This window comes from Bacillus cereus group sp. N6 (assembly GCF_016483705.1).
GTDB lineage: Bacteria > Bacillota > Bacilli > Bacillales > Bacillaceae_G > Bacillus_A > Bacillus_A wiedmannii.
In genome coordinates this window covers 67827-91515 of the sequence record NZ_JAEHBI010000014.1, presented here as the reverse complement: position 1 = coordinate 91515, position 23689 = coordinate 67827, and the positions used below count along the sequence as shown (strand labels likewise).

Genomic DNA, 23689 nt, shown 5'->3' with positions numbered 1-23689 from the left:
TAAAATAACAATTGCTTAGTTCTTCACTACTTTATTCTTAATAAAATCCATAGCAACTTTGTATATTTCATCAGAAGCATATAAATAAATACTATGTGTACCTTCAATTATTTTTACATCAGCTATTAATAACTTGCTAGCAAACTCCTTATAATCTTCGTTTTTTTGCTTTGTATACTTCGAATCTTTATATTGCCTAGCAATCGCATCTATAAATAACATAGGTGTTTCTTTTGGTATCGATAAAGAATTTGATTTTTTACCGTTATTGTAGCTTTGTAAAAGTTCTTGCTTCATATCATCATTAAAAGCCCTCTTATACGTAAGCGCTTTATAAATATCTTTTTCCTGTTCGTTTAAAAAGGATTGACGAATGACTTCGGGATTATAAGTAATAGAGGGAGCTAATCTCTGAAAACCAATTTTCGTTAAAATATTCATCCCTTTTATTTTTAATGAATCAACCATACCTATTTTATTAGTTACGTACTGTTTAGGTAAACCAATATCTAACGCAATAATCCCTTTTACTTCACTTGGATATTTTTGTGCCCAATAAATAGCCTCTATACCCGATAGAGAGTGTGGTACTAAAATGTAAGGTGGTTTATTTCCACTTCGTAAAAGCGCTTCTCTCGTTTGTTCTAATATCGTATCAATATCTCTATCATCTTGAAAAACATCACTGTATCCATAACCCGCTCTCTCAATTACAGAAATCTTGTTTTCTTTCGAAAATTTACTATATAAGCCTTTCAATTCATAAACAGGAGCGGCAATTCCAGATCCGGCCATAAATACAAACGTATCCTCCCCGCTCCCCTCATTATAAACATTCACTTTTTTATTATCGAAATTAACAAGTTCGCCTTCATTGTTCATTAATTTCGATTCCATTTTTAATTGATAGTTATGATATATAAATACAGCGCCTGTTCCAAAGAAAATCATACTAATACACATTAAAAATATTATTTTCACTGACTTTAATAATTTTTTCATTTGACACCCCTTTCAATCTATATTGAAAGGGTACAATATAAAAATAAATTTCTAATAAATTTTCAAAATTAATATCTATTCATTGTTTCTAAGGACGGACCATTTTTAATACCTACGCAAATCCTTCAAAGTCTCCAATATATCATCTGTAAAGGCTGTACTACCTTCTGTCTCTAAAACTCTGAAATAAAAACTTCTTAGGAAAGTTCTAATATTTTGTACTAAAATAGCATGCTGCGGATGTCGAATGTCTTCAACAGTTGCTATGCTATGTAGCCAATTGCTCCACTCTTCTCCAGTTAAAATATTTTGGTTGCGTAACGACATAATTGGCTTTACTAATCTCTCATCTTCAAAGTGCACATACACGTAATCACTTAATCGAACCTTCTGACGAACAGCAGCTAATATTGCATATGAAAACTCACGATTTTGTATAGTACGTGCTAACGCATCGAGTGCATCAGCAGCGTGTGCTGTAGAATGTGCCCAACCTTTTCCTTCTACGTAACCTCTTACATCTTCTTCTAAATATACATATTCCAACACTTGTTCTGCCACACTGTACAATTGTTCTTCAGATAACAATGGTTCTCTTTCATGAACAGATAAAATAAGTGGTGGAATTAATACGGAGAATGCACGTTTAAATACAGAGTCTGTTCCCTTTTCACCAATTTTATAAAATAAATAATCAGGACTAATCGCTTGTAACATTAACCCTCGTAATTCTTTTTGTCTAAATACATCATTCGTAATCCATGTGTGAAGCGTACTATAAATTAAATCATCACGTAATTCAGCATCAGGTGAACCGATATAATCTAGCATCCACTGCGCATATGGATATGCATCTACATCTTCTGGTACAGCATAATTATTATTTTTAATTTGTAGTAGTTCTTCTTTTAGTTCTAGTACTTCATTCATTATATTTCCTGTCCCCTTTTTACTTTATTAACATATTTTCGCCTTATCCCCTGTAATTGCCTATCCTTATATGAACTTGATTCAATTATATAAAATTTATCCTGATAAATAAAAGGAAATACATTAGAACATCGCAGTCTCTCACTTTGTTTACATGCATTTCATGTCAGTTTAAGTTATAAAATACAGTATGTTTTTTCTTTTATATTCAAACGTAGTTACAATAAAAGGTTGCATCATTTTAGAACTTGTTTAATAAACTCTGTTTTAGCTTTTGTGTATGCTTCTCTATCTTGGTTATATCTTTTAGCTAAATCTTGTTTCAGATTTGAATAATCATAAACTAATTGTGGATTTTCTCGTAAGCGGTTACGAAATAAAAGTTGATGGTCCCATCGCTCAGTTCCTTTAACCATTAAATGCAGGTGTGCTACACGCCTATTATTCTTAACTTTCACAAAGAACCTTCTCCAAGGTCTTTCATCTAATTCTGGGCTTACATAATGCCAATTATATATGGCCAATGTAGCTGAAATATCTAGTACTCTTTCAAATGAGTCTATTTCAGCCATTAGATCAATGATAGGTTTTGCAGGTAAACCAGGTATGGATGTACTTCCTATATGTATTACTTTGCTTATACCTAGAGGAGCAAGCAGTTCATATAATTGCTGCTCTTCACATCGGCCTTTATCTTGCCAATCAGGATTTGCATTAACTATCTCTACTGACTCATTCGCCCATACAGGCCAATCGTTCAGATTATCTTTCTTATCCATCCAAAGCCTCCCATTTCACGATTTTAGATTCCTTTAAATACAATTACCGGATCATCAAAATTACTATTCCAAAATACAACATCCGCACACTCTTTCGGATTATGCTAGTTCGCTTGCCAATGTTGTTTTTCCTGAAGCTGTAATACCACTTACTCCAACTCTTATTGGATGTGTTAAATTTAATTTTAAAATATGATCTGCAATTTCTTTCATGCGTTGTATTCGGTTCATGATATTTCCTCCCACAGTTAGTTTACATAACATAATTACAAGTAACAATCCATGTCATTATTTGTCGGTAAGTCGATATATCGAAAAAATCGTCGATATATTATGATTAGCTTACTTTCCCTTAAACCCTCGATATAAAGCAGTCCGTAATTCTTGTTTGTATTCTTCAATTTCTGGCATATCGAGTTCTTCTGCTAGCCTGATAGCTAATTCAATATCATACGGTACACGTACGAGTTGAATGGAAAAGCTTGCGGCTTCTTTTTCATTGTATGTTCCTTCAAATATTAAATAGGAAGCTTGTGTAATTTCAAGTGGATTGCCTACACTACCTGCATTACATAACGTTTTACCTCTGAAATTTTGAACGAACGCTTGGTGAACATCACCGTAGCAAACGACATCGGGTTTTCTTTCCCCTTCTATATTCTCTGTGAGCTCACTATTTTCGAACATACTAATACGCTCTTCTCTTGAGGCATGTGGTTGAATTCTTTCATATAAACTTCTCGGTGAAGCGTGGAACATACGAATCAGTTTGCCGCTCATAAAAAATTCGATTGAAAATGGTAAGCTTCTTAAATAGTCATTTTGTTCTTCTGATAATTGTTTTTGATGCCATTTTAAGGCTTCAAATTCAGTCGGTTTTGTAATGAAATCATCCCAGTTTCCCATTACAACTCCATCACATTCTTTACGAATGATTTTAATCACTTCGCTAGAATGAGGGCCTTTTCCGACTAAATCTCCAAGACAAATGATGCGCTCAATTCCTCTTAATTTAATATCTTGCAGCACAGATTCTAAAGCTGGAATATTACCGTGAATATCTGAAATTACCGCTATTTTATCCATATGAATCCCTCCATTACTTATTGTTTATTATATCCTCATGTTGTGATTGATACCATTTTGGAATATAGGATGAAAAATTGTTATGATCTTCTAAAATTCCGTTCAATCTTTCCTTCATATCATCTACTAAATGTGGCGTGCTTCGGTTTGTCCATACGATATCAGCTGGGAATGTCATTGCTGCATATAATGAGTACAGCTGCCAAAAGTGAAGTGACGGTTCTCCTCCACAATAACCGTGAACTTGTCCAACCGCAAATGGTTTACTTATTCTTGTAGTAAAGATCGCTACGTTATAAAAATCATGTATTGGATCGCCAAAATCATATCCACCAAAATCGATAACGATAAACTCTTTATTATGAATCATACTATTTGCTGGATGGAAGTCATCGTGTAAAAATGTGATTGGGCGATTTTTCAATAATTGTTTATGCTCCCCTACAAAACTTAATACTGGCTTCAAATCAAGGAAGTCTATTTCATAGTTTGCTAACGCTTCTACGTATCTTTCGTATTTATTCCATCGAACCGTTTCCCATTTATTACTTGCACTTTCTCTTTCAATTGAGTGGATTCTCTTTAATACTTCTCCTGCTTTTCTTCCTGCATAATACTGTTCTTCCACCGATAGTTTCCCTAAACCTTCTTCACCATTTACACCTTGGATCCATTCAAATACTTGAATACATTTATTTAAATCCTCCAGCTTTATAAAATGAATGAACTTAGGCGTAGGAATATGTAATAACTCTAATTGTTTCATATACGTATATTCTTCTTGTTTACGTTCAAAATGAACAGCATCACATATTTTTACAAAATATGTCACTCTATTTTCTAATTCTATTTTATATTTCTCTTCATGTGAAAAACCTTTTGAAATAGCTGTACACTTTGTAATACGAGGCCATTCTAGTTTTCTCTCTATCTCTCTAAGTATTTCTTCCACTATGTTCACCTCTATCAATATATGTACAAACTACTTAACACTTCATGCTCTCGTTTATTTTCCCCATTACACTCCACTGCAAATGGATATTCGCCATGATGATTCAAACGTTCTAGTACTAACCCTTCTCCTTTTGGTTCACAAAACTGCACATGAACATCTCCAAATGATACGCTTTGGCACTCTGCATTCCATTCTTCATTTTTAACGACCTGGCTTGCAGTTAGCCCCATTACTTCTTTCCATTTCCGTACTGTTTCTCGAACATTTTTCACTGCGTAATGGATCGTTTCAATTTGTTGTACTTTGTTTTTATGTTCAGTGATCGTCCCTATGTTACGTAAATCGTTTCTTCTTTCTTCATCCGTTTCATTCCATTGTATAAAGAATGGTAATTTCGGTCCGTTTTCCTCTTGCTTTACAAATAACATTTTCCATTCTAAAAGGCGGCCATCTTTTCTCATACGTTTCCCTTCAAATGGTCCTATCGTATGTAAACCTTGCTTACTAAACTTAACTGCTAGGTCTTCAATGGCATCTGCTCGAATTGCGATTTGTAGCATTCCTTCTCCGTCTTGTAATTTCACTACAGTTTCTTGTACTAATGGATTGTTTGCTTTCTTCGCTTTTTCTTCATGCTGAATTGCTAAAAATTCTATATAGGATAAATCAAAATAACATAAACTATTCCAAGTACCCCAGGTCGTATGCTCTCCGCCTAGTGCAGTATGAAATCCACGCTCCTGCATTTGTTTCGCCGCTTCCTCCGGTGTACCGTGTACTGCGTGTACGAGATGATCAAATCGTAACATGTCTTTCTCCCCTTTCTCTCCATCCTTTTATTGTATATTTTATTTTTCTTTCATTCAATTCAAAAAACTTTAAAACCCAGTTGATTTATACGATTAATATGTATTATAATGAAACAAATTTAATTATTGCTGATTGGAAAAACCAAAGGCACTTTTCTCATACGGGAAAAGTGTCTTTTTCATTTATTATTACAGGGGGATTATTTATGCAGAAATTAATTGTCTTTGCTATTATTGGATTTTTCGCTCAATTGATTGATGGGGCGCTTGGAATGGCGTACGGGGTAACATCTACCTCACTATTATTAATGTTTGGTATCGCACCGGCTGTAGCTTCCGCATCTGTTCATTTAGCTGAAGTCGTTACAACCGCCGCTTCTGGTGCATCTCACCTCAAATTTGGAAACGTTGATAAATATACCGTTTCCAGGCTTACATTGCCAGGAGCAATTGGCGCATTTATTGGAGCATGTTTTTTAAGTAATTTACCTGGCGATGTAATTAAACCGTACATTTCCGTATTTTTATTTACTTTAGGGGTTTATATTTTATTACGATTCCTCATTCAAAAACAAATTGTTACTTCAAATAAGCGTATGTCTGCTAAACAGCTTGTTCCGCTTGGCTTATTTGCTGGATTCGTTGATTCAACTGGTGGTGGTGGCTGGGGGCCAATTACGACACCTGTACTTTTGGCAAGAGGAAATGAAGCTAGAAAAGTTATCGGATCTGTAGACACGAGTGAGTTTCCTGTCTCACTCGCTGCAACAATCGGCTTTTTCATTTCTCTTGGCTGGGAACAAGTAAGCTGGGTTTGGGTATTTTCTCTTATGCTCGGTGGTATCGTTGCGGCACCGATCGCTGCATGGTTAGTGCGCATCGTTCCTTCTCATTTACTTGGCGTATTAGTTGGTGGCCTTATTATCTTTACAAACATTCGTACACTGCTTACTACATTTAAAGTTGATCCAACTATTATTTCACTTTCTTACGTGGCAGTTGGTCTTGTCGTTATTATTTCTATTTTCATTGCTGTTCGCAATCATTCCAAGCGTTCTAACGCATCGACAGCTGGATATCCGAATGATCAAAAACAAATGCTACCATAACGATAAAAATACCGCCCGATATACTTCGAGCGGTATTTTTTATTGTTCTATTTTCCAATTAATCATCGTTTCTGTAGTGCCAATTCTCTTCATATGTAGTTTCTCTAATACACGAATCGAGCTAATATTTTCAAGAAGTGTCTCTGCAATAATCGTTTCTACCTCTTCTGTTTGAAAAGCCCAATTTATTAGCTCTCTTACAGCTTCTGTCGCATACCCTTTATTCCAATATTTCTCAATAAATCCGTAACCAATTTCTACTATATGTTCCTCATTTGGTTTCCCTTTAAACCCTATATCACCTAGAACGATGTCATCTTCTTTTCGAATGACATACCACGCGCCCCAAGGTAATACTTCCTTATCTTTTTTTACAGTTTCTACATGTCCTACAATATGTGGACCACTATCATATCCTTGCTTGCTCGCAACGTGCATCCTCTCTTCTGTACACGGTACTATATAGAGCCTTTCTGTTTCTAATTTCATGTTGATGTCCCCTTTTCAATTAAACAATACTTCAATTTTACCAGAAATAAATAGAATATTCATTCTATTTATCAGATTTATACTTATTCTTTGAAACGAATTTAAGGAATAATCCTCTTTTGATACTTATGTCGAATTATATTTTCTGAATTTTCTTTTAATTTTAGAGGGTTTTTCAATATTTTTTGCGAAACATTTGTATAACAATTTCTTTCTTTATTTTTTTACATAACAGTTGGTTCGGGTGGAGTTTTGCGAGCGTTTCCTATACAATAACCGATATTTTTTGACTTTTCCTAACAAAATATCTTGCAATATATTCAGAAAGTCATTACAATTGCCATATATTAAAAATCTTAGCAATATATCAAATCCTCATCAATCCGATGAGGTAGAGGTTGCGACTTTTATGAGTAAAACGGACGAGACACAGAGAATGTCACCGACTCCGTTTGAAAGGAAAAGTTGCCGAAGTTTATATTTCTTCTCTGGAATTATGAGCTGGGTCTGTCTCCGAAAGGAACAGAACTGTCACGTTTACAAAATTACCGTGTAAACGTGGGGTGCTATCTTAACGGAAGGGTATGATGGGGTGGTTATTTGTGAAACGTTCCGCCAAATTCCTTTGGCGGTTTTTTGTATTTTTCTCCCCCGTTCCTTCCTATCTTACAAGAAAAGGAGTGTTGAACATGAATAGCGCAACGAATCAAGCTACCTCTAAAACGCAAACTACACAAGGACAAGGTGAATTAAAACGCGGATTAAAATCTCGTCACCTTACGATGATTTCTCTCGGTGGTACAATCGGTACCGGACTATTTCTTGCCAGCGGTGGTGTCATCCATTCAGCTGGACCTGGTGGCGCATTAATTGCATACGCCGCAATCGGGATTATGGTTTATTTTTTAATGACAAGCTTAGCTGAACTCGCAGCTTACATGCCTGTTACTGGATCTTTTAGTACTTATGCAACAAAATTTGTTGATCCGTCCCTTGGCTTTGCACTTGGATGGAACTATTGGTATAACTGGGCCATTACAATTGCTGCTGAACTCGCTGCTGTAACATTAATTATGAAATTTTGGTTCCCAGATACCCCTTCTCTTATTTGGAGTGGATTATGTTTAGCTATTATTTTCCTTTTAAACTATTTATCTGTTAAAGGGTTTGGTGAATCTGAATATTGGTTCGCACTTATTAAAGTAGTTACTATTATTATCTTTTTAATTGTCGGCTTCATGATGATTTTCGGGATTATGGGCGGCGAATCTGTTGGCTTTAAAAACTTCACTGTTGCAGATGCGCCATTTAATGGCGGCATTATGGCAATTATCGGTGTATTTATGGCTGCTGGGTTCTCCTTCCAAGGAACTGAATTATTAGGAGTTGCTGCTGGTGAAACTGCTGATCCAGAGCGTAACATTCCGAAAGCAATTCGCTCGATCTTTTGGCGTATTCTTTTATTCTATATCCTTGCGATTCTCGTTATCGGTTTATTAATTCCTTATACAACTGAAAGCCTTGCCGCAAGTGATGTTACAGTAAGTCCATTTACACTTATTTTTGAAAAAGCAGGCGTTGCCTTTGCTGCTTCTGTTATGAACGCTGTTATTTTAACGGCAGTACTATCTGCTGGTAACTCTGGAATGTACGCATCAACTCGTATGCTTTGGGACTTAGCTCGCCAAGGTAAAGCACCGAAGTTTCTTGGTAAATTAGATAGCCGCGGTGTACCTGTTAACGCATTAATCGTAACGTCAATTGTTGGTAGTATCGCTTTCATTGCTTCCTTATTCGGTGACGGTGTTGTATACATTTGGTTATTAAACGCATCTGGAATGTCTGGCTTTATCGCATGGGTCGGAATCGCAATTAGTCATTACCGTTTCCGTAAAGCATATATCGCTCAAGGTAAAGATTTAAAAGACTTACCATATAGAGCAAAATGGTTCCCGTTCGGTCCAATCTTCGCATTTGCACTTTGTGTCATCGTAATTTTAGGACAAAACTACGGCGCATTCATGGGCGAAGCAATCGATTGGAACGGTGTACTCGTTTCTTACATCGGTTTACCACTCTTCTTAGTACTATGGTTAGGATATAAATTTACGAAGAAAACGAAAGTGATTCCACTTGATAAATGTGAATTGAAATAAAGTGAAACGAGCAAACAAATATGTTTGCTCGTTTTTTATTCCAATGCTTCTCCCTTCCCTATTCCTCCTGTTTTTGCAATAATAAAGGAAATATACATAAAGGTTGGGATACCATGAACATTCGCATTACTGATGAAGCAAAAGCAGCTATACATAGATTAGAACGTGAAGACAAAAAAATCATTCGCATTAGAGGAACAATGACAAACTCTTGCAGTATTTTCGTTGATGTTGATTTAATTTGGGATACATATGATGCAGATTATGTTGTATATGAAGATGCTGAGTTTATCGTACAAATGGATTCATTTACGAAAGACTACACTGGTGATACGGTGACACTTGATTATAAAACGACAGGTTTTAGTATTACGACTCCGAGTGAGACTTTAGTTTATGGGTTGTCGATTAAAAAATAAAAATTATTTTCAGCTGATCAATGAGGTGAAAAAATGGGTAATTATGTTCCGTTAAAATTTTTATTTAATGAAGAATTAGCAGAAATAATGGCTGATTCTATTTGTAAACACGATCCTAATTTCTCTAAAAGAAACTTCGTATCTTCCGTAACATGTAAAGTTGAAAATTTAGAGTTAAAGCAACGTATAGAAGTAATAGCAGATGAATTACACGATGCATTACAAAAAGATTTTAATGCAGCAATACATATTTTACTGAAAACATTGGGGCCAGAAAACACAACAGAAGTAGGCACATTTACAAACGGATATATGTACATGCCTTTTGCAAAATACGTTGAAAAATATGGGCTTAACGATTTTGAACCCTCATTTAACGCCATGTATGAAATAACAAAAAGAAATACTGCTGAATATGCTATTCGTCCTTTTCTTGAAACATACCATGATGGCACACTAGACATATTACAACAGTGGATTCATGACGAAAACAGCCACATTAGGAGATTAGTTTCCGAAGGTACAAGACCAAGACTTCCTTGGGCTAAAAAAATGGGAGCTCTGAAAGGTGACTTTAAGAACAATTTACAACTTCTTGAACCATTAATGAATGACCCGTCTAAATATGTCCAAAAATCAGTAGCCAATCATATTAACGATATTACGAAAGAAGGTCAACTACTCCCACTGAGATAAAACGTTTCAGTGGGGCTTGAGTTTGAATGCTAGGTCTTTTCGTCTATCACTAGACAGGTTGACGCTCTAGCATTCATGCCACCTTACGGTAACACCCCAAGTAAGTTTTTGGTTGGTACTGGCAACGAACGAGTGTTTTCCCACTTGCACCACCCTTTCGAAAAAGAGCGATTCTTCCTTATGGAAGAAGCCACCACTCAGATGAATCTGGCGTGTGCTACAAGCCCCGACAAGTCGAATACACATGGATGGTTGACACACCCACTAAGCTATGCACGAGGCAACAGCCTTACGTTTTTGCACTTCTAATAGAATCGGCGTTTTCACTTTGAGGTTGTCATCCAATTCTACAACTCTTGATTTTTGCAATGTATTCAGCGCACCATTAATATCAGCATGGATACATGTTCCTGCTTTACTTTGGTACAGACCACGAGTGATTCGTTTGCCACTAAAGTGATAATGCGTCTTATCATCCTTAGTCCAAACTGGAATCGGATCTTTATCCAGAAAACTAGCTTTTGAAGTATAGCTTTCTTCTTGTTTTAAAAATCGGATCCCTTCTTTTACACATTTATTCTCAATTGCTGCAATCAGTTTATGAAACGGGATTTGAACAAATGTTTGATTATTCTTTTTCCCCATCTCAGATTTTTGTTTCCAACCAACGTTATAGCCTACGACAATCGTATCTATGCCAAATGCTTTCACTTTTTTAAACAACAAGCCTATCGTTTGTGAAATGTAACCATTTATTTGTCGTTCTCGTTTATGCCAAAGTGCAGCCATTCTATTCGTTACAACTCGTTTTGAAATTCCGTTTTCAATATTTTTCTGTTGCAGATTACATATCATTTTGTTGAAATATTGGTTTATGGATTTTAATTTTTTTCCATCAATTAAGAAGGTATCACCTGTATTTGTTATACAACTTACTAATCTATCTACACCTAAATCGCAACTCAAAGCGTTACTCGTAGTCGTGGATTGTTTCTTCATTTGAGAAACGTGCATTTCATATGTATAATGCACCTCAAAGAACCGACCTTTTTGCTTCGGTACAATCTCAATGTAGGAGATTTTTTTATGTCTTAAGTTTTTCGGCATACGTATTTTAATGGAACCGAATTTTTGCCTGAATGCAACACTCATCGGAATCATCCAAAACCCGTTATCATCCACTTTTGGAACTTGATAGATTTCAATGATTCGTTTGTCAGTGGAACGAGAATACTTCGGAAACTTAGGGCGACCTGTAAACTTCTCAGGATTTTTCTTCCACTGTTCCAAGGCTTTAAAAAAGCTCTTTACTTCTGCATACAAGGCTCTACAAATGGCTTGAACAGAGTTTGATTGAATGCCACAGTAATTCATATCGGCTTGCATGGCAGTGTCCACTTCTTTTACAGTAGCCATCTTGTTATTATTCAGGTAACTTTGTTTCATCGTATACAATCCAACATTTCGCAACGCTTTTGAACTATGTGACATGCGCTGAAGTAAACGAAATTCTTTTGCGGTAAGGCAAGCCCGTCCGATATTTTGTTTCTGCGTGAATCGTTGCATGGTTTCTCTTTTCTTTTGTTTACGTAATACTTTCACTGCTTTCTTTCTAGCCATTGTTTTCACCACCTTTCTTAGAGAGTTCATTGCTTTTGACAAATCAATATTTGGAACGAAACGCAACAAAATGTGAACATGTTCTTCATCGTAATTCCCTTTGGTTCAAGTAGCCGAATGATGATCATTATTCAATTTCGTTGTCTTACAATCTGTTCCCTCCTTATCTAGGATAGATTATATCGTAAGATAAAAAGAAATAAATATTCGCCCCGGGAAATTTATTACAAACGAAACAAAAGAGTTCAGTCTACCTTCTGACAGCAATTCATCTCCACCTGAATTGTTGGGTTTCGCCCGTAACACAAATCAGATGGAGATGAATTGCCGAAAGGGAGAAAAAGTCCTTATACTTCAAAAATGAAGTATAAGGACTTTTTCTCTTTCAAACATTACCCTTGCCTTAAAATATTTCGAAACATTTCCGGCTTATTTCGTTCAAAGCTTTCTATAAGTTCTTTTCCAAATATCGTTATACTCTTCTCCCAAGGGTGGCCTAAATAGCCCCACTTAAAGTCTTTCTGAATAAAGAAATAGTAATCTCCATTTGGAAATACAGGTATAATCCACTCATTAAATTCATTTCTTTCAAACTCTAAATGTGGATTCACCCAATAACACTCATGTTGCCAATCCAGTGCCATGATATATTCATTCGATGCTGTATTTTTTTTAAAAGCTTGTAACGCTTTACTTTCCAGATCGTTTATCGACTCCCCAAAGTAATGAGAAATATCATATGTTACAAAAGGACTTGGCACTTTAAATGATGGAAATATAGAATCACTTGGTGAAAACTTTAGCTTACTATCTATCCTGTCCCAAATTTGGTCGTACTCCTCGTCTGTATACTCCATCCAGTTTCCCATTAAACAACTACCTTCCCCCATAATTTCAAAGGATTTTCACTCGATTATCCCGAATATATAAATCACCATTCTCACAAGGAGCGAATGTATATGAATCTATTCGAACACGAAACGTAAAACCGTTCCACTTTAATAAGAGGTCCTCCTTTTTTTCTTTTCTCATCATAACATTTACTTACAAAATAGGAGGATACAATTATGAAACGTGATCCATTATTTTTAACTTTATTAGAAAGTGCTAATACAAATTTTAGCGGTTGGGATTTCTCATTCATTTCAGAAACGGGTCGAATGAAGAGCCAGCCTTTATCGTGGTCGTACGGCAGCACTGCTTTCCAGCTTATGCAGCATGCAGAATCAATGCTCGATATGGGTACTGGCGGTGGAGAGTTTTTATCTATGTTACAACCGTTCCCGTCAACTATTTATGCTACTGAGGGCTATGCTCCAAACGTGCCAATCGCTCGAAAGAAATTAGAACCTTTAGGGGTTACAGTTATAGAGGTAACAGATGATACTGCTTTACCATTTCAAAATGGTCAGTTTGATTTAATCATAAATCAACATGAATCATATGCTGCTTCTGAAGTAAAAAGAATACTTTCTACAAATGGAACATTTCTTACCCAACAAGTTGGCGGCCTTGATTGTGCGGAACTTAATGAGCAGTTTAACGCACCGCTAAATAGCGAATTTACAAGTTGGTCGCTTGAAGCAGCATGCATTGAGTTAAAGCAAAATGGATTTACTATTTTAGAAGAAAAAGAAGAATTCCCTTTTCAACGCTTTTACGACATTGGCGCTATCGTCTATTATTTAAAAGCGATTCCGTGGCAAATTCCTGATTTTACTGTCGAAGGTTACTATGAGGAATTATATCGTATACATGAAATCATCTTACAAAAAGGTTATTTTGATGTGAAGCAACATCGTTTTATGATTAAAGCGATTCGCAGTTAATCATGGAGCATATGAAAAAGAGATGGATCTACCATCTCTTTTTTTATTTTCACTCAATATTTTCTATATTTAAACACTTCGTTTCACAGTAATAGCCTTTGCCACCAACATAAACTTTTTCTATTTTATTCTCGCTATCGGTTGCTAATTTAACTAATATTTCGGAAGGCGAGTGTAAAGAATAACCTTGTTCAAATACATAGACTTCTTTTTGTAAGTAGCGCTGTTCATAAAGGTAACAAGCTAATGCACCATTTGAAGTTCCAGTCGCTGCTTCTTCATTAATGTCGTATAGCGGAGCAAAGTTTCTGCATATAATTCGATTGTCATTAAAAGTATATAGATGCATCCCGACAACATTATAATACTTGCTGATTTCTTTAATTTTTTCAAAATTAGGTTGCATTGTATGTAATTGTGTTTCGCTTTTTATAGGAATTAAAATATCTTTTAAGCCCGTGGAGACAATTTGAATTGGGTATGTATTGTCTATATCTTTAATGTCAAAGCAGTCGATAAACTCATTTGGAGATATAACATCATAGAATATCGGTTCGTTTTGTTCCATGAATATGATGTCATCTTTTATGGTAATAGTAAGAACACCGCTGTTCGTTTCAATCGTATAGCGATTCTTGAAAAGTTTATTTACATGCATCAGTATCGCGAAAGAGCCAATTGTGGCATGACCACATAAATCAACTTCCTCTTTTGGTGTAAAATACTCAATTTTATAATCAGCAATTTCAGATTCTGATATAAATGCGGTTTCCGCATAGCCCAGTTGTTTGGCTATTGCCATTTTTTGAGTAGTGGTCAATGTATTCTCCATAAATACCACTCCTGCTTTATTTCCGCCTTTATGATCCTTGCTAAATGCACTTGCAACATAAACAGATATTTTCATAAGACACCTTCCTTCCTCACTTATAGTAAATTGTAGCATAGAACGTACTACATATATATATTGTTGGATAAATTAGCCATAAAGCAAGAGACAAACTATTTTTTAGCATCTGAACTCTCCAAAAATAGTTTGTCTACAGTCTGAGAGTTAGATCTACCATCTCTTTTTTCCCGTTTATTTAGCAAAAGTTTGTGGTAGCTTCTAGATCATTAAGTAAGTTCGCGTCTCGCAATCGCATCAGCTAATGTAATAAGTTGCTCGTGCGTTATCTTTCCTGTTACCTTCGCTTTAATAATTTTTTCCATTTCTTTTGTAATAATCATACCTTCTATTGCTAGATTCGCTTTAGCTGCCTCAAAAGCTTTATTCAGTTCTTTATCACTTTCAGAACAAGCTACAAAAAGGAGCATCGTACATATGATGATGATGCCTAATGAAATATATTTCCGAAACATATCCTCACCTCGCATATATAATGAGAGCAATCAACATAAAAATGCTGATTGCTCTATAAAAGTATTATCTACTAGAATATAAGATTGAATGTTTTCATATTTTTCTATTGAGAAATAAGTTGTTTTTCATACCGTTTGTTCGCATCATCTTCTGACAAACATGCAGTTGTGTAGTTAATAATATTCCGATTATCATATGTGAATATATGCTCTAACTTATTTTCTTCTTTTAATATTATCGGTAAGTATTTTTGTAAATTGCTAACTACACCTCTATTATCATGATTCAATATCCAATCAATTTCTTTCCATTCTAATAATCCTTCCGCCGTACTTAATGGTGTATTCATTTGTACTCCATCTGGTAAATCAGCAAGGAATACATACATTCCCTCACCATCCCAAGACTCGTCTTTATCTTTAAAAATAACATTCCCCTTATACGTTACACTTGGAAGCTCTATTCCCGTTTCCTCAAGCGTTTCTCTAATAATCCCTTCGTATGGCGTCTCATTCTCTTCTATTTTTCCACCAACACCATTCCACATTCCCATATTCGGCTTTTTATTTCTATTTAATAAGAGTATTTCATTTCCTTTTCTAACGAAGCAAATTGTGTACTTATACATAGGTTCCTTTTCCCCTCATCTACATATTTAAATTGCATTTTGATTAGAACTTACTGAATTAAGTTTTTTATTATATAAACAATTGGTTTTTAATGAGGTATTTTGCTCATTTTTATTAAAAAACATTCTCCTTATAATTATATTTCACATATTATATTGTACAACTTTCGTTTCAGAAAGGAGTGTTCAAAATCGATAACATAAGTAGCGAGTTTTTAAAACAATATTACGATAGTCGAGTCTGGTTATATGATACACATTGGCTTGGTGTCCCCATTCTCAAACTTCCCACTGATCTTTTTTTGTATCAAGAAATTGTTTACGAATTAAAACCCGATTTAATTATTGAATGTGGTACTTGTTATGGTGGTAGTGCATTGTATTTAGCTTCTATATTAGATTTAATTGGAAAAGGTCATGTACTTACTATTGATATATTCCCTCAACCAAATCGTCCATCCCATGACCGAATTACGTATGTAACAGCTTCTTCTGTTTCTGTACAGGCCGTCCAAACCATTTTAAGTATGCGCAAACCTGATGATGTGATTTTAGTTATTTTAGATTCAGATCATAGTAAAGAGCATGTCGCAAAAGAACTTTTACTTTATAAATCTATCGTTACTACTGGTAGTTATATTATTGTAGAGGATACATCTATTAATGGAAATCCTGTTTCTCCCGATTGGGGGCCAGGTCCGATGGAAGCTGTAGAAGAGTTTTTAACTAAAAATAACAACTTCATAATCGATGAATCTAAACATAAGTTTTTCATTTCATTTAATCCAAAAGGTTTTTTAAAGAAGATAAAGTGAAACTTTAATAAGCGGAGTTTTGTTCATTCCCCGACTTATTATTAGTTGAACCAATCGGGCTTTTACGGGCAGTTGATCTCCCACCTAACTCCTTTGCACTGCTGAATTTTGAGGTGTGGGTCTTACTGCCCGTTAATGCGGGGTAAAGTGAAACTTTAATAAGTGGGGTTATACAAAACCCCACTTATTCTATAATCTTCATTTTTGAAAACGGATAATATACAAATTCCACTTTGCCTATTATGTTATCTTCTTCAATATATCCTAAGCCATTTCGACTATCTCTACTAAGTTCACGATTATCTCCCATTACAAATAACTTATTTGGCGGGATTTTTGTCTTTTGAAAGTTGTAAAACACTTGCGTATTATTGAATAAATCTTTATTTGTATACGGTTCTTCTTGCTTTTTATCATTCACATATACTGATCCATTCGTTATGTTAATTACGTCACCAGGAAGTCCTATTACTCGTTTTACATAATATTTCGACTCATCCTCTTCCTTTATAATGACAATTTCTCCGTGCTCTAGATTAGAAAAATGTACTGCTGCTTTATTTACAAATACGTAGTCTTCTTCATATAAAGTTGGTTGCATCGATTTCCCTTCCACTTTACATAAAGTAAAAGAATGATAGGCTACTACCAAAACAAACACGAAGAGTATGTATTTCCCCCAGCCTCTTTTAATCTCCTGCTTCATATCCATTCCCACCTTATTTAAACGCTTTTTAACTCAAAAAATAGATCACTGCACAATAAGTCTCCATGCAGTGATACTATTTTTACTGGGCCTTGTTCTGTTGTTCTACTGGGATTGGATTTCCACCCGTTCTTTTCGCTTTCAATTCAAAATACGCATCCAAAATCTCTTTACCAATCGCGGAATTAATTCCTGATTTGTCATCATTCACCCAAGGTACAACAACTGAAAAAGCAACTTCCGGATCTGCATCATATGGTGCATAACCGGCAAGAGTTAAATTATAACATTTTTTTCGGTTATAGTTTTCATCTCTTCCAATATCACTTTCTCCACCATATACAGTTTCAGCTGTTCCTGTTTTTCCCGCTGGTTTATACGGTAACCCTTTAAACGTTGCAGTACCTGTCCCGTCAGTTTCTTGAAAAACTCTTCTAAATCCTTCTTTTACATGATTAATATATGAAGTGTCCATATCCACTCGATTTAAAATAACTGGTTCAATAGACCGAACAACTTTTCCAACATCCTCTGGTTTATGTGGTTGCTCTCTCACTTCTTGTACAATTTGTGGTTTCATTCGGTAACCGCCGTTTGCAATTGTTGAAATATATTGAGCAAGTTGCAGCGGCGTATATGTATCGTACTGTCCAATCGCATAATCAAGTAAGAAACCCGGTATGTTATCAGTTCTCCCCATTTGACCAATCGATTCATTCGGTAAGTCAATTCCAGTCGGTACACCTAATCCGAACTGTCTAAAGTAGTAACGCATTTTATTAAATGTCTCTCGTTTAATGTCTAACGGATTGTTTGGTACATAATTTACACCTGCCATTTTTAAAGCAGTGTTAAACATGTAAACATTCGATGAAACTTGTAAAGCTCTTAAATCATCAATGTCACCAAAGTCTTTCCACGATTTCTTTGGCTTAGCACTTCCTTTAAAATACATTGGTGCATCAAAGAAATGCGTATACGGCTTAATTGTTTCAGTTTGATATCCGGCTAATAACGTAGCCCCTTTCACAGTTGACCCTAACTCATAAGAACTTGTCATCGTTCCTAAAGCAAAGTCTTCTATTTGCATACCGCCATCTTTATTTACAATTTTCTTTCCACCTATTGATAATATTTGCCCATTTTTCGGGTTCATCATTACAACGAACGCACGATCCATCATTGGCTCTGCCGAATGAAATGCTCGTAAATTCTTTTCAAGGCTTTCCTCTACTTTTTTCTGTAACTCCATATCCACTGTTAACATTAAATTATTTCCACTTTTTCCTTCAGTCACTTTTTCTGTCCGAATAATATTTCCCGCTTTATCCGTAATATTTCTAGACTGTTCTTTCGTTCCATGTAATGCATCTTCGTACTGTTTCTCGATATAACTCTTACCAATGCGATCATTTCGGTTATAATCACGCACTAAATAATAATCTAACTGTTCTCTCGGCAAACCCTCATTTTCAGTAGAAACGCTACCAAGGATAGAACGAAGTATTTTATCATTTGGGTATTCACGTTCCCAATCCACTGTCGTATCCACTCCTGGCAAAATTGCCAATCTTTCACTTACGATTGCATATTCATTTTGACTTACATCTTTTTTAACAATTTGCGGCGTCATTTTATATCCTGCATTCATCCTACTTTTAATTGCTAGTACTTCTAGATCCTCTTTTGATAGTTCGCTTAATTCTTCTGGCGTAATTCTTTCACGGCGCAACTCTTCAACCTTTTTATCTAATTCTTTCCCCTCTATCTCTTGCTTCCTAAATGCACTCTCATCTTCTTTCGTTACTTTTTCTGCTGCTCGTTTTTCATTTAACTGCATCCAAAAATCTTTTTTATCTGTTTCCGTCAACTTATTTATATCTTCTGGCGACATTTCAATAAGCTGAGCTAAATTTCTTGCTACTTGTAAAACTTCTTTCGAATCTACTCCTTTCATTTTCGTATATGTAACGGTTCGTAGTGGTTTATTATTTACAATCACTTGACCTTGCCGATCAAACATTTTCCCCCTAGGAACAGGAGTGCTTACCGTTACATCTTCCTTTTTATTCACTTCATTTCTATACGTTTCTCCATCAATGATTTGTACTTTACCTAATTGAATTATAATAGCTGAAAATAAAAGAAAGACGATAAAAAATAGTACATTTAATCGAAATGGAATATGCGTCTTTTTCTTTTTCGATTGTTTCTTCTGCTCCTTTTTCTGTCTCATTTCGCTCCCTCGCTTCATTCTATTAACATTTCTACGCAAAATCATTATGTATCAAATTTATTTATATGATATATATAGAATTTTATATTAATTACTAAAGAAATAAAAGATTTAATTTTCAGTATTTTAATTTTATATCCTATTTATTACCATTCCCTTAATTCGGCATAACATGAATTTTCTTCTAACAGAAAGAGTGTATACAATTGTTTTTTTATACCATTCATTTACATTTCTCTGTATACTAACAATAAAAGGCATTACTAAGGAGAAAATGAAATGAAAGGTTCATTCACAATTCATACTAATACGTCATATTGTTTAAACTTTATGATTTATATTCAAAACATTTATCTTAACCAACATGAGAACAAAGAAAATTTGCGGTTTCCTTACATAGCAAGACAATTAAATTTCTCTACTGACTTTGAAGATCATTTCAAAGAATTATGGCATATACTTCGTAAACAAATTGCTAACGACCGATATGATTTACAATTTTTTTATGAGGAAAATAATATCTTTTACGAGAAGCTTTTTGACACTCAATTCTGTAATGAGGAATCCTTTAAAGAAATGCTGTATAGTTTTAAAGTATGGTGGACTAGCATAGTAGGTCAGCATTCATTAGAATGGTCTGTAAGTGAGTATAGTACGCAACTTTATAACGACTTAGTTTTATACTTAAAACAAAACGAAATTGAACCTTTACAACCGCTACACATTAGCTTACTTTATGACGATTGTATATTCGCTTAAGATAATATTACTTCTTACTCTGCTGTTTTACCTACGAAACACTTTTTTATAAATTATAGAGATGTGGTTACTACATTATCGACCTGTTTTCATGTGGCTTAAAACAGTAATTATTCAAATAAAAAACTGAGGTGAATACCTCAGTTTTTTTGATAACTTATTTCATTGAAGATAACCCTTTAACAAACTCACCAATCTTATTTTGAAAAACAAAATCAAAGTTATATTCTTGCCCTGTTAACTCTTCATTTACTAAAATTGTCGTTGCCCCTATTTCCCTCTTTGCGATTTGCGGGAATGAAGCGACGGGTTGTACTTTTAATGAAGTTCCCATAACGATAAGCACATCTGTTTCATATAAACGTTTTATCGCATTTTGATATTGCGGCAATGTATCCCCGTATAAAACAACGTCTGGATTTAAAATGAAATTACACTTCTCGCAGCGAGGCACTTCATGATCAATCATATACTGCAAATCATAGCCCACTTTACACTTCGGACAATGTGCTGTTTGAAGTGTTCCATGTAAATCAATGACATGCTTACTACCGCCTAGTTGATGTAAACCGTCAATATTTTGCGTTAAAATCGTAATATCTTTCCCTTGTTCTTCTAATTCAGCTAAAAAGCGATGGCCACGATTTGGTTTATATTGATGAAACGTATTAATTTGAAATATTTCTTTATAATGCTTCCAAAATTCTTTCGGGCTTCTATTATAATATCCTCTTGATAAATACATCTCCACATTCGCATCAGCATACAATCCATTTGCTGAACGGAAATCGGGAATACCACTTTCCGTACTTGCTCCTGCACCTGTTAACACTGTAATTTTCTTCGCTTTTTCTAAAATTGAACGTACTTCTTCAAATTGTTGCACAAAAATCACCTCTATGTATTTTCCTATACTTATTATACCAGTTGTTTACAGGAGGTGTCGTACGATTCGATTTATTTAATGCGTCGTACCCCCAATTTCAACAATATCCACCTCAACTGTCGTCGTTACCTCAACTGCCAATTCTATTCCTTTACTAATCGTAGAAAGTGACATACTCGGTTGGCCTGGATAGTTACTCGCTTGTTCTGGTAAGAACGGAATATGAATAAATCCGCCTTTTATTTTCTTATCCTGTTTCTCTAGTTCATGCATGAGACCGTAGAATAAATGATTACAAACGAATGTACCTGCTGTTTGTGAAACAGAAGCTGGTATACCTTCTTTTTGCAGTCTTTTTACAATTGCTTTCATCGGAAGTGTAGACCAATAGGCAGCTGGTCCTTCTTCTACAACCGGTACATCTACCGGCTGATTCCCTTCATTGTCAGCAATTCTTGCATCATCAACGTTAATTGCGACACGCTCTATCGTAATATCTGGTCTGCCTCCAGCTTGTCCAATACATATAATCATTTCAGGGTTTAGTTCTTCTATATACTCTTTTAATACGCTGATTGATTTTTGGAATACAGTTGGTACTTGTTTACTAATAATCTTATATTCTCCCACTGTTTTTTCATGCAAACTTTTTGCGACTTCCCAAGCTGGATTAATGCTTTCTCCGCCGAACGGGTCGAACCCTGTTAGTAATACTGTTTTCATAGTTTTCTCTCCTAATTAGAAACGATATACAAGACCGTACATAATAAACATATTTATAATAAAGATTGAAAGAGCAATTGGTACTTGCGCTTTAATAACTGCATTTTTATCTTTTAGCTCTAAAAGCATTGCCGGAACGATATTAAAGTTTGCTGCCATTGGAGTAAGTAGCGTTCCGCAATATCCAGCAAACATACCGAGCGCGGCCATAATTGCCGGGTTTCCTCCGTGCATTTGAACAATTAAAGGTAAGCCAATTCCGCCAGTAATAACGGCAAACGCTGCAAATGCATTTCCCATTACGACTGTAAAGAGCATCATTCCTAAACAATATGCCATAACAGCAACGAACGGATATTCTGTCGGTAATACTTGTCCGACTAAATCAGAAACGACTTGTCCAACGCCAGACTTTGCGAAAATACCGCCAAGTGCTGCTAACATTTGCGGTAAAATAACAGCCCAGCCAACAGCTTGTAATAGTCTGCTTCCTTCTTGAACAGGCGTTGTTATTTTCGATTTCGTAATACGCATCGCCGCAATGAATGCAAGTAGTGCCCCAAGTGCTAATGCAACTAATGTGACTTTATCCGGATCAACAAGGGATACATTCCCCCATTTAATCTTCCCTAACGTTAACGTACCGATAATTGTAAAAATAGGAATTAATAGTGCAGGCATAAAAATTTTATTTTTTAATTTCTCCGCATGTTTCACACGTTCTTGTACTGGAACTTCTTTCTCCTCTGATTTTGTTACTTTATTTAATGAAGCTAACACGACCATAGTGAGCACGATACAGCCAACATAAAACGAAGGGATTACATTTCCGAATAAAAAGGTAACTGCAAATAGCGCCCAAAATGAGCTAGAACCAAATCGATTTGGATGTTGACGATCAAATGCAATACGAACGGCGATAAAAGCAACGATTATTCCTAATACGTAATAAATTGTATCCATTGTGATGATGTTCATTTTATATTGCCTCCTTCTCTTCTTTTTCTTTTGATGCCATCGTTTTCGCTATATATTTATCAAATCTTCTAAATCTGATCCAGCTTACGATAAGTGCTGATATTGCAGTTGGAATGCCCCAAAGCGCCATATCCCATACACCGACATGCATACCTACTGAATCGAAGAATCCTTTCATTAATCAAATAGCACCAGTCGCGATAAATATATCCTCTCCGAAAAACCATGCTGTATTTTCCGCAGCTGCTGCATTCGCTTTAATTTTTTCTCTTAACTTTTCAGGGAGCTTACCATATTTCCCTTGCGCAGCCCCTTCTGCCATCGGTGCAACGAGCGGTCTTACCGTTTGTGCATGACCACCAATGTTCAGCCCCAGTGCTGCTGATGATTCTCTTATCGTAAAATATGACATTAATACTCTTCCAGTTGTTGCACCTTTTGATTTCGTTATAAGTGCTTCTGCTCTTTCTTTTAAACCGTAACGCTCTAAAATTCCGATTACCGGTAAAGTTAATATAATTGGCATAGACATATATCTATTTTCTATGAAAAACTTACCGAACATGCTGATCACATCATAAAAGCTTAATCCCGAAACCATACCCGTAACAATACCTGCAACCATAACTACTAAAAGTGTATTCAATCTAAATAAAAAGCCCACCGCAACAAGTAATATCCCGATTAATTTCACCAATTCCAACACTTCCCCTCAT

General features: G+C 35.3%; 23 protein-coding genes, 3 pseudogenes and 1 riboswitch. Of the genes and pseudogenes, 7 read left to right on the top strand and 19 right to left on the bottom strand.

Annotated elements, in window-relative coordinates; translation table 11 throughout:
* Window positions 1-15: 15 nt before the first annotated feature.
* From JDS99_RS12995 to JDS99_RS12965, 7 genes are all read right to left on the bottom strand, one after another.
* Window positions 16-1002, bottom strand: coding sequence for an alpha/beta fold hydrolase (locus JDS99_RS12995; protein ID WP_199695192.1), 987 nt, complete (start codon window positions 1000-1002; stop codon window positions 16-18).
* Between the two features lie 105 nt (window positions 1003-1107).
* Complete coding sequence (locus JDS99_RS12990) at window positions 1108-1932, bottom strand: DUF2785 domain-containing protein (protein ID WP_199695191.1); 825 nt, start codon at window positions 1930-1932, stop codon at window positions 1108-1110.
* 236 nt (window positions 1933-2168) lie between these two features.
* The gene (locus JDS99_RS12985; RefSeq protein WP_097858964.1) at window positions 2169-2711 is read right to left on the bottom strand and encodes a GrpB family protein; all 543 of its coding nucleotides are present in this window, start codon (window positions 2709-2711) and stop codon (window positions 2169-2171) included.
* Between the two features lie 99 nt (window positions 2712-2810).
* Entirely contained in the window at window positions 2811-2942 is a 132-nt protein-coding gene (locus JDS99_RS32375) for a hypothetical protein (protein ID WP_255450039.1), read from the bottom strand.
* Window positions 2943-3053: 111 nt separating this feature from the next.
* Window positions 3054-3797 carry a metallophosphoesterase family protein gene (locus JDS99_RS12975; protein WP_060487251.1) on the bottom strand — a complete coding sequence of 248 codons (744 nt, stop codon included), beginning with the start codon at window positions 3795-3797 and terminating at the stop codon, window positions 3054-3056.
* Between the two features lie 13 nt (window positions 3798-3810).
* Window positions 3811-4749, bottom strand: coding sequence for an aminoglycoside phosphotransferase family protein (locus JDS99_RS12970; RefSeq protein ID WP_088609212.1), 939 nt, complete (start codon window positions 4747-4749; stop codon window positions 3811-3813).
* Window positions 4750-4763: 14 nt separating this feature from the next.
* Complete coding sequence (locus JDS99_RS12965; RefSeq protein ID WP_199695190.1) at window positions 4764-5561, bottom strand: VOC family protein; 798 nt, start codon at window positions 5559-5561, stop codon at window positions 4764-4766.
* A 98-nt stretch (window positions 5562-5659) separates the two neighbouring features.
* Between JDS99_RS12965 and JDS99_RS12960 the strand changes: the two genes are divergently transcribed.
* Window positions 5660-6670, top strand: coding sequence for a sulfite exporter TauE/SafE family protein (locus JDS99_RS12960; protein WP_137036310.1), 1011 nt, complete (start codon window positions 5660-5662; stop codon window positions 6668-6670).
* A 39-nt stretch (window positions 6671-6709) separates the two neighbouring features.
* On the opposite strand, the gene JDS99_RS12955 is transcribed toward JDS99_RS12960, so the two are convergent.
* The gene (locus JDS99_RS12955; RefSeq protein ID WP_048547765.1) at window positions 6710-7159 is read right to left on the bottom strand and encodes a GNAT family N-acetyltransferase; all 450 of its coding nucleotides are present in this window, start codon (window positions 7157-7159) and stop codon (window positions 6710-6712) included.
* A gap of 384 nt (window positions 7160-7543) precedes the next feature.
* Window positions 7544-7736, top strand: a riboswitch (Lysine riboswitch).
* 112 nt (window positions 7737-7848) lie between these two features.
* Here JDS99_RS12955 and JDS99_RS12950 point away from each other — a divergent pair.
* From JDS99_RS12950 to JDS99_RS12940, 3 genes and pseudogenes are all read left to right on the top strand, one after another.
* Entirely contained in the window at window positions 7849-9315 is a 1467-nt protein-coding gene (locus JDS99_RS12950; protein ID WP_001083377.1) for an amino acid permease, read from the top strand.
* A 113-nt stretch (window positions 9316-9428) separates the two neighbouring features.
* Window positions 9429-9734, top strand: a complete 306-nt coding sequence (locus JDS99_RS12945) for an iron-sulfur cluster biosynthesis family protein (protein ID WP_149212707.1) — start codon at window positions 9429-9431, stop codon at window positions 9732-9734.
* A 33-nt stretch (window positions 9735-9767) separates the two neighbouring features.
* Window positions 9768-10418 (top strand): annotated as a pseudogene (locus JDS99_RS12940) (DNA alkylation repair protein); the annotation flags it as partial.
* A gap of 276 nt (window positions 10419-10694) precedes the next feature.
* Here JDS99_RS12940 and JDS99_RS12935 read toward each other — a convergent pair.
* Window positions 10695-12050: an RNA-guided endonuclease TnpB family protein gene (locus tag JDS99_RS12935; protein ID WP_199695189.1), complete on the bottom strand. Its 1356-nt coding sequence runs from the start codon at window positions 12048-12050 to the stop codon at window positions 10695-10697.
* Window positions 12051-12442: 392 nt separating this feature from the next.
* Window positions 12443-12919 (bottom strand): DUF2716 domain-containing protein, encoded by a 477-nt coding sequence (locus JDS99_RS12930; protein ID WP_199695188.1) that lies wholly within the window; start codon window positions 12917-12919, stop codon window positions 12443-12445.
* Between the two features lie 198 nt (window positions 12920-13117).
* Between JDS99_RS12930 and JDS99_RS12925 the strand changes: the two genes are divergently transcribed.
* On the top strand, window positions 13118-13879 hold the full coding sequence (locus tag JDS99_RS12925) for a class I SAM-dependent methyltransferase (RefSeq protein ID WP_199695187.1): 762 nt from the start codon (window positions 13118-13120) through the stop codon (window positions 13877-13879).
* A 49-nt stretch (window positions 13880-13928) separates the two neighbouring features.
* On the opposite strand, the gene JDS99_RS12920 is transcribed toward JDS99_RS12925, so the two are convergent.
* From JDS99_RS12920 to JDS99_RS12910, 3 genes are all read right to left on the bottom strand, one after another.
* Window positions 13929-14786: a PhzF family phenazine biosynthesis protein gene (locus JDS99_RS12920; RefSeq protein WP_097907971.1), complete on the bottom strand. Its 858-nt coding sequence runs from the start codon at window positions 14784-14786 to the stop codon at window positions 13929-13931.
* 209 nt (window positions 14787-14995) lie between these two features.
* Window positions 14996-15196, bottom strand: coding sequence for an antitoxin VbhA family protein (locus JDS99_RS12915; RefSeq protein WP_199695197.1), 201 nt, complete (start codon window positions 15194-15196; stop codon window positions 14996-14998).
* 149 nt (window positions 15197-15345) lie between these two features.
* Entirely contained in the window at window positions 15346-15870 is a 525-nt protein-coding gene (locus JDS99_RS12910) for an NUDIX hydrolase (protein ID WP_149212702.1), read from the bottom strand.
* Between the two features lie 182 nt (window positions 15871-16052).
* On the opposite strand from JDS99_RS12910, the gene JDS99_RS12905 reads away from it, so the two are divergent.
* Complete coding sequence (locus tag JDS99_RS12905) at window positions 16053-16685, top strand: cephalosporin hydroxylase family protein (RefSeq protein WP_149212701.1); 633 nt, start codon at window positions 16053-16055, stop codon at window positions 16683-16685.
* A 184-nt stretch (window positions 16686-16869) separates the two neighbouring features.
* On the opposite strand, the gene lepB is transcribed toward JDS99_RS12905, so the two are convergent.
* Both lepB and JDS99_RS12895 read right to left on the bottom strand, forming a co-directional pair.
* Window positions 16870-17391 carry a signal peptidase I gene (gene lepB, locus JDS99_RS12900; RefSeq protein WP_000806886.1) on the bottom strand — a complete coding sequence of 174 codons (522 nt, stop codon included), beginning with the start codon at window positions 17389-17391 and terminating at the stop codon, window positions 16870-16872.
* 82 nt (window positions 17392-17473) lie between these two features.
* The gene (locus JDS99_RS12895; protein WP_199695186.1) at window positions 17474-19627 is read right to left on the bottom strand and encodes a peptidoglycan D,D-transpeptidase FtsI family protein; all 2154 of its coding nucleotides are present in this window, start codon (window positions 19625-19627) and stop codon (window positions 17474-17476) included.
* A gap of 279 nt (window positions 19628-19906) precedes the next feature.
* Here JDS99_RS12895 and JDS99_RS12890 point away from each other — a divergent pair.
* A pseudogene (locus JDS99_RS12890) lies at window positions 19907-20488 on the top strand (hypothetical protein).
* Window positions 20489-20543: 55 nt separating this feature from the next.
* On the opposite strand, the gene JDS99_RS12885 reads toward JDS99_RS12890, so the two are convergent.
* The 4 genes and pseudogenes from JDS99_RS12885 to JDS99_RS12870 form a co-directional block, all read right to left on the bottom strand.
* The gene (locus JDS99_RS12885) at window positions 20544-21281 is read right to left on the bottom strand and encodes an NAD-dependent protein deacylase (protein WP_199695185.1); all 738 of its coding nucleotides are present in this window, start codon (window positions 21279-21281) and stop codon (window positions 20544-20546) included.
* A gap of 66 nt (window positions 21282-21347) precedes the next feature.
* Window positions 21348-21995, bottom strand: a complete 648-nt coding sequence (gene pcp, locus JDS99_RS12880; protein WP_098815326.1) for a pyroglutamyl-peptidase I — start codon at window positions 21993-21995, stop codon at window positions 21348-21350.
* A 15-nt stretch (window positions 21996-22010) separates the two neighbouring features.
* Window positions 22011-22973: a DUF979 domain-containing protein gene (locus JDS99_RS12875; RefSeq protein ID WP_088063875.1), complete on the bottom strand. Its 963-nt coding sequence runs from the start codon at window positions 22971-22973 to the stop codon at window positions 22011-22013.
* Window position 22974: 1 nt separating this feature from the next.
* Window positions 22975-23670, bottom strand: a pseudogene (locus JDS99_RS12870) (DUF969 domain-containing protein).
* Between the last annotated feature and the right edge of the window lie 19 nt (window positions 23671-23689).

What these genes read in the sequence shown, in the direction of transcription:
- JDS99_RS12995 (WP_199695192.1), bottom strand. Translation starts at nt 1,002, where the DNA reads ATGAAAAAATTATTAAAGTCAGTGAAAATAATATTTTTAATGTGTATT.
- JDS99_RS12990 (WP_199695191.1), bottom strand. Translation starts at nt 1,932, where the DNA reads ATGAATGAAGTACTAGAACTAAAAGAAGAACTACTACAAATTAAAAAT.
- JDS99_RS12985 (WP_097858964.1), bottom strand. Translation starts at nt 2,711, where the DNA reads ATGGATAAGAAAGATAATCTGAACGATTGGCCTGTATGGGCGAATGAG.
- JDS99_RS32375 (WP_255450039.1), bottom strand. Translation starts at nt 2,942, where the DNA reads ATGAACCGAATACAACGCATGAAAGAAATTGCAGATCATATTTTAAAA.
- JDS99_RS12975 (WP_060487251.1), bottom strand. Translation starts at nt 3,797, where the DNA reads ATGGATAAAATAGCGGTAATTTCAGATATTCACGGTAATATTCCAGCT.
- JDS99_RS12965 (WP_199695190.1), bottom strand. Translation starts at nt 5,561, where the DNA reads ATGTTACGATTTGATCATCTCGTACACGCAGTACACGGTACACCGGAG.
- JDS99_RS12960 (WP_137036310.1), top strand. Translation starts at nt 5,660, where the DNA reads ATGTATTATAATGAAACAAATTTAATTATTGCTGATTGGAAAAACCAA.
- JDS99_RS12955 (WP_048547765.1), bottom strand. Translation starts at nt 7,159, where the DNA reads ATGAAATTAGAAACAGAAAGGCTCTATATAGTACCGTGTACAGAAGAG.
- JDS99_RS12950 (WP_001083377.1), top strand. Translation starts at nt 7,849, where the DNA reads ATGAATAGCGCAACGAATCAAGCTACCTCTAAAACGCAAACTACACAA.
- JDS99_RS12945 (WP_149212707.1), top strand. Translation starts at nt 9,429, where the DNA reads ATGAACATTCGCATTACTGATGAAGCAAAAGCAGCTATACATAGATTA.
- JDS99_RS12935 (WP_199695189.1), bottom strand. Translation starts at nt 12,050, where the DNA reads ATGGCTAGAAAGAAAGCAGTGAAAGTATTACGTAAACAAAAGAAAAGA.
- JDS99_RS12930 (WP_199695188.1), bottom strand. Translation starts at nt 12,919, where the DNA reads ATGGGAAACTGGATGGAGTATACAGACGAGGAGTACGACCAAATTTGG.
- JDS99_RS12925 (WP_199695187.1), top strand. Translation starts at nt 13,118, where the DNA reads ATGAAACGTGATCCATTATTTTTAACTTTATTAGAAAGTGCTAATACA.
- JDS99_RS12920 (WP_097907971.1), bottom strand. Translation starts at nt 14,786, where the DNA reads ATGAAAATATCTGTTTATGTTGCAAGTGCATTTAGCAAGGATCATAAA.
- JDS99_RS12915 (WP_199695197.1), bottom strand. Translation starts at nt 15,196, where the DNA reads ATGCTCCTTTTTGTAGCTTGTTCTGAAAGTGATAAAGAACTGAATAAA.
- JDS99_RS12910 (WP_149212702.1), bottom strand. Translation starts at nt 15,870, where the DNA reads ATGTATAAGTACACAATTTGCTTCGTTAGAAAAGGAAATGAAATACTC.
- lepB (WP_000806886.1), bottom strand. Translation starts at nt 17,391, where the DNA reads ATGAAGCAGGAGATTAAAAGAGGCTGGGGGAAATACATACTCTTCGTG.
- JDS99_RS12895 (WP_199695186.1), bottom strand. Translation starts at nt 19,627, where the DNA reads ATGAGACAGAAAAAGGAGCAGAAGAAACAATCGAAAAAGAAAAAGACG.
- pcp (WP_098815326.1), bottom strand. Translation starts at nt 21,995, where the DNA reads ATGAAAACAGTATTACTAACAGGGTTCGACCCGTTCGGCGGAGAAAGC.
- JDS99_RS12875 (WP_088063875.1), bottom strand. Translation starts at nt 22,973, where the DNA reads ATGAACATCATCACAATGGATACAATTTATTACGTATTAGGAATAATC.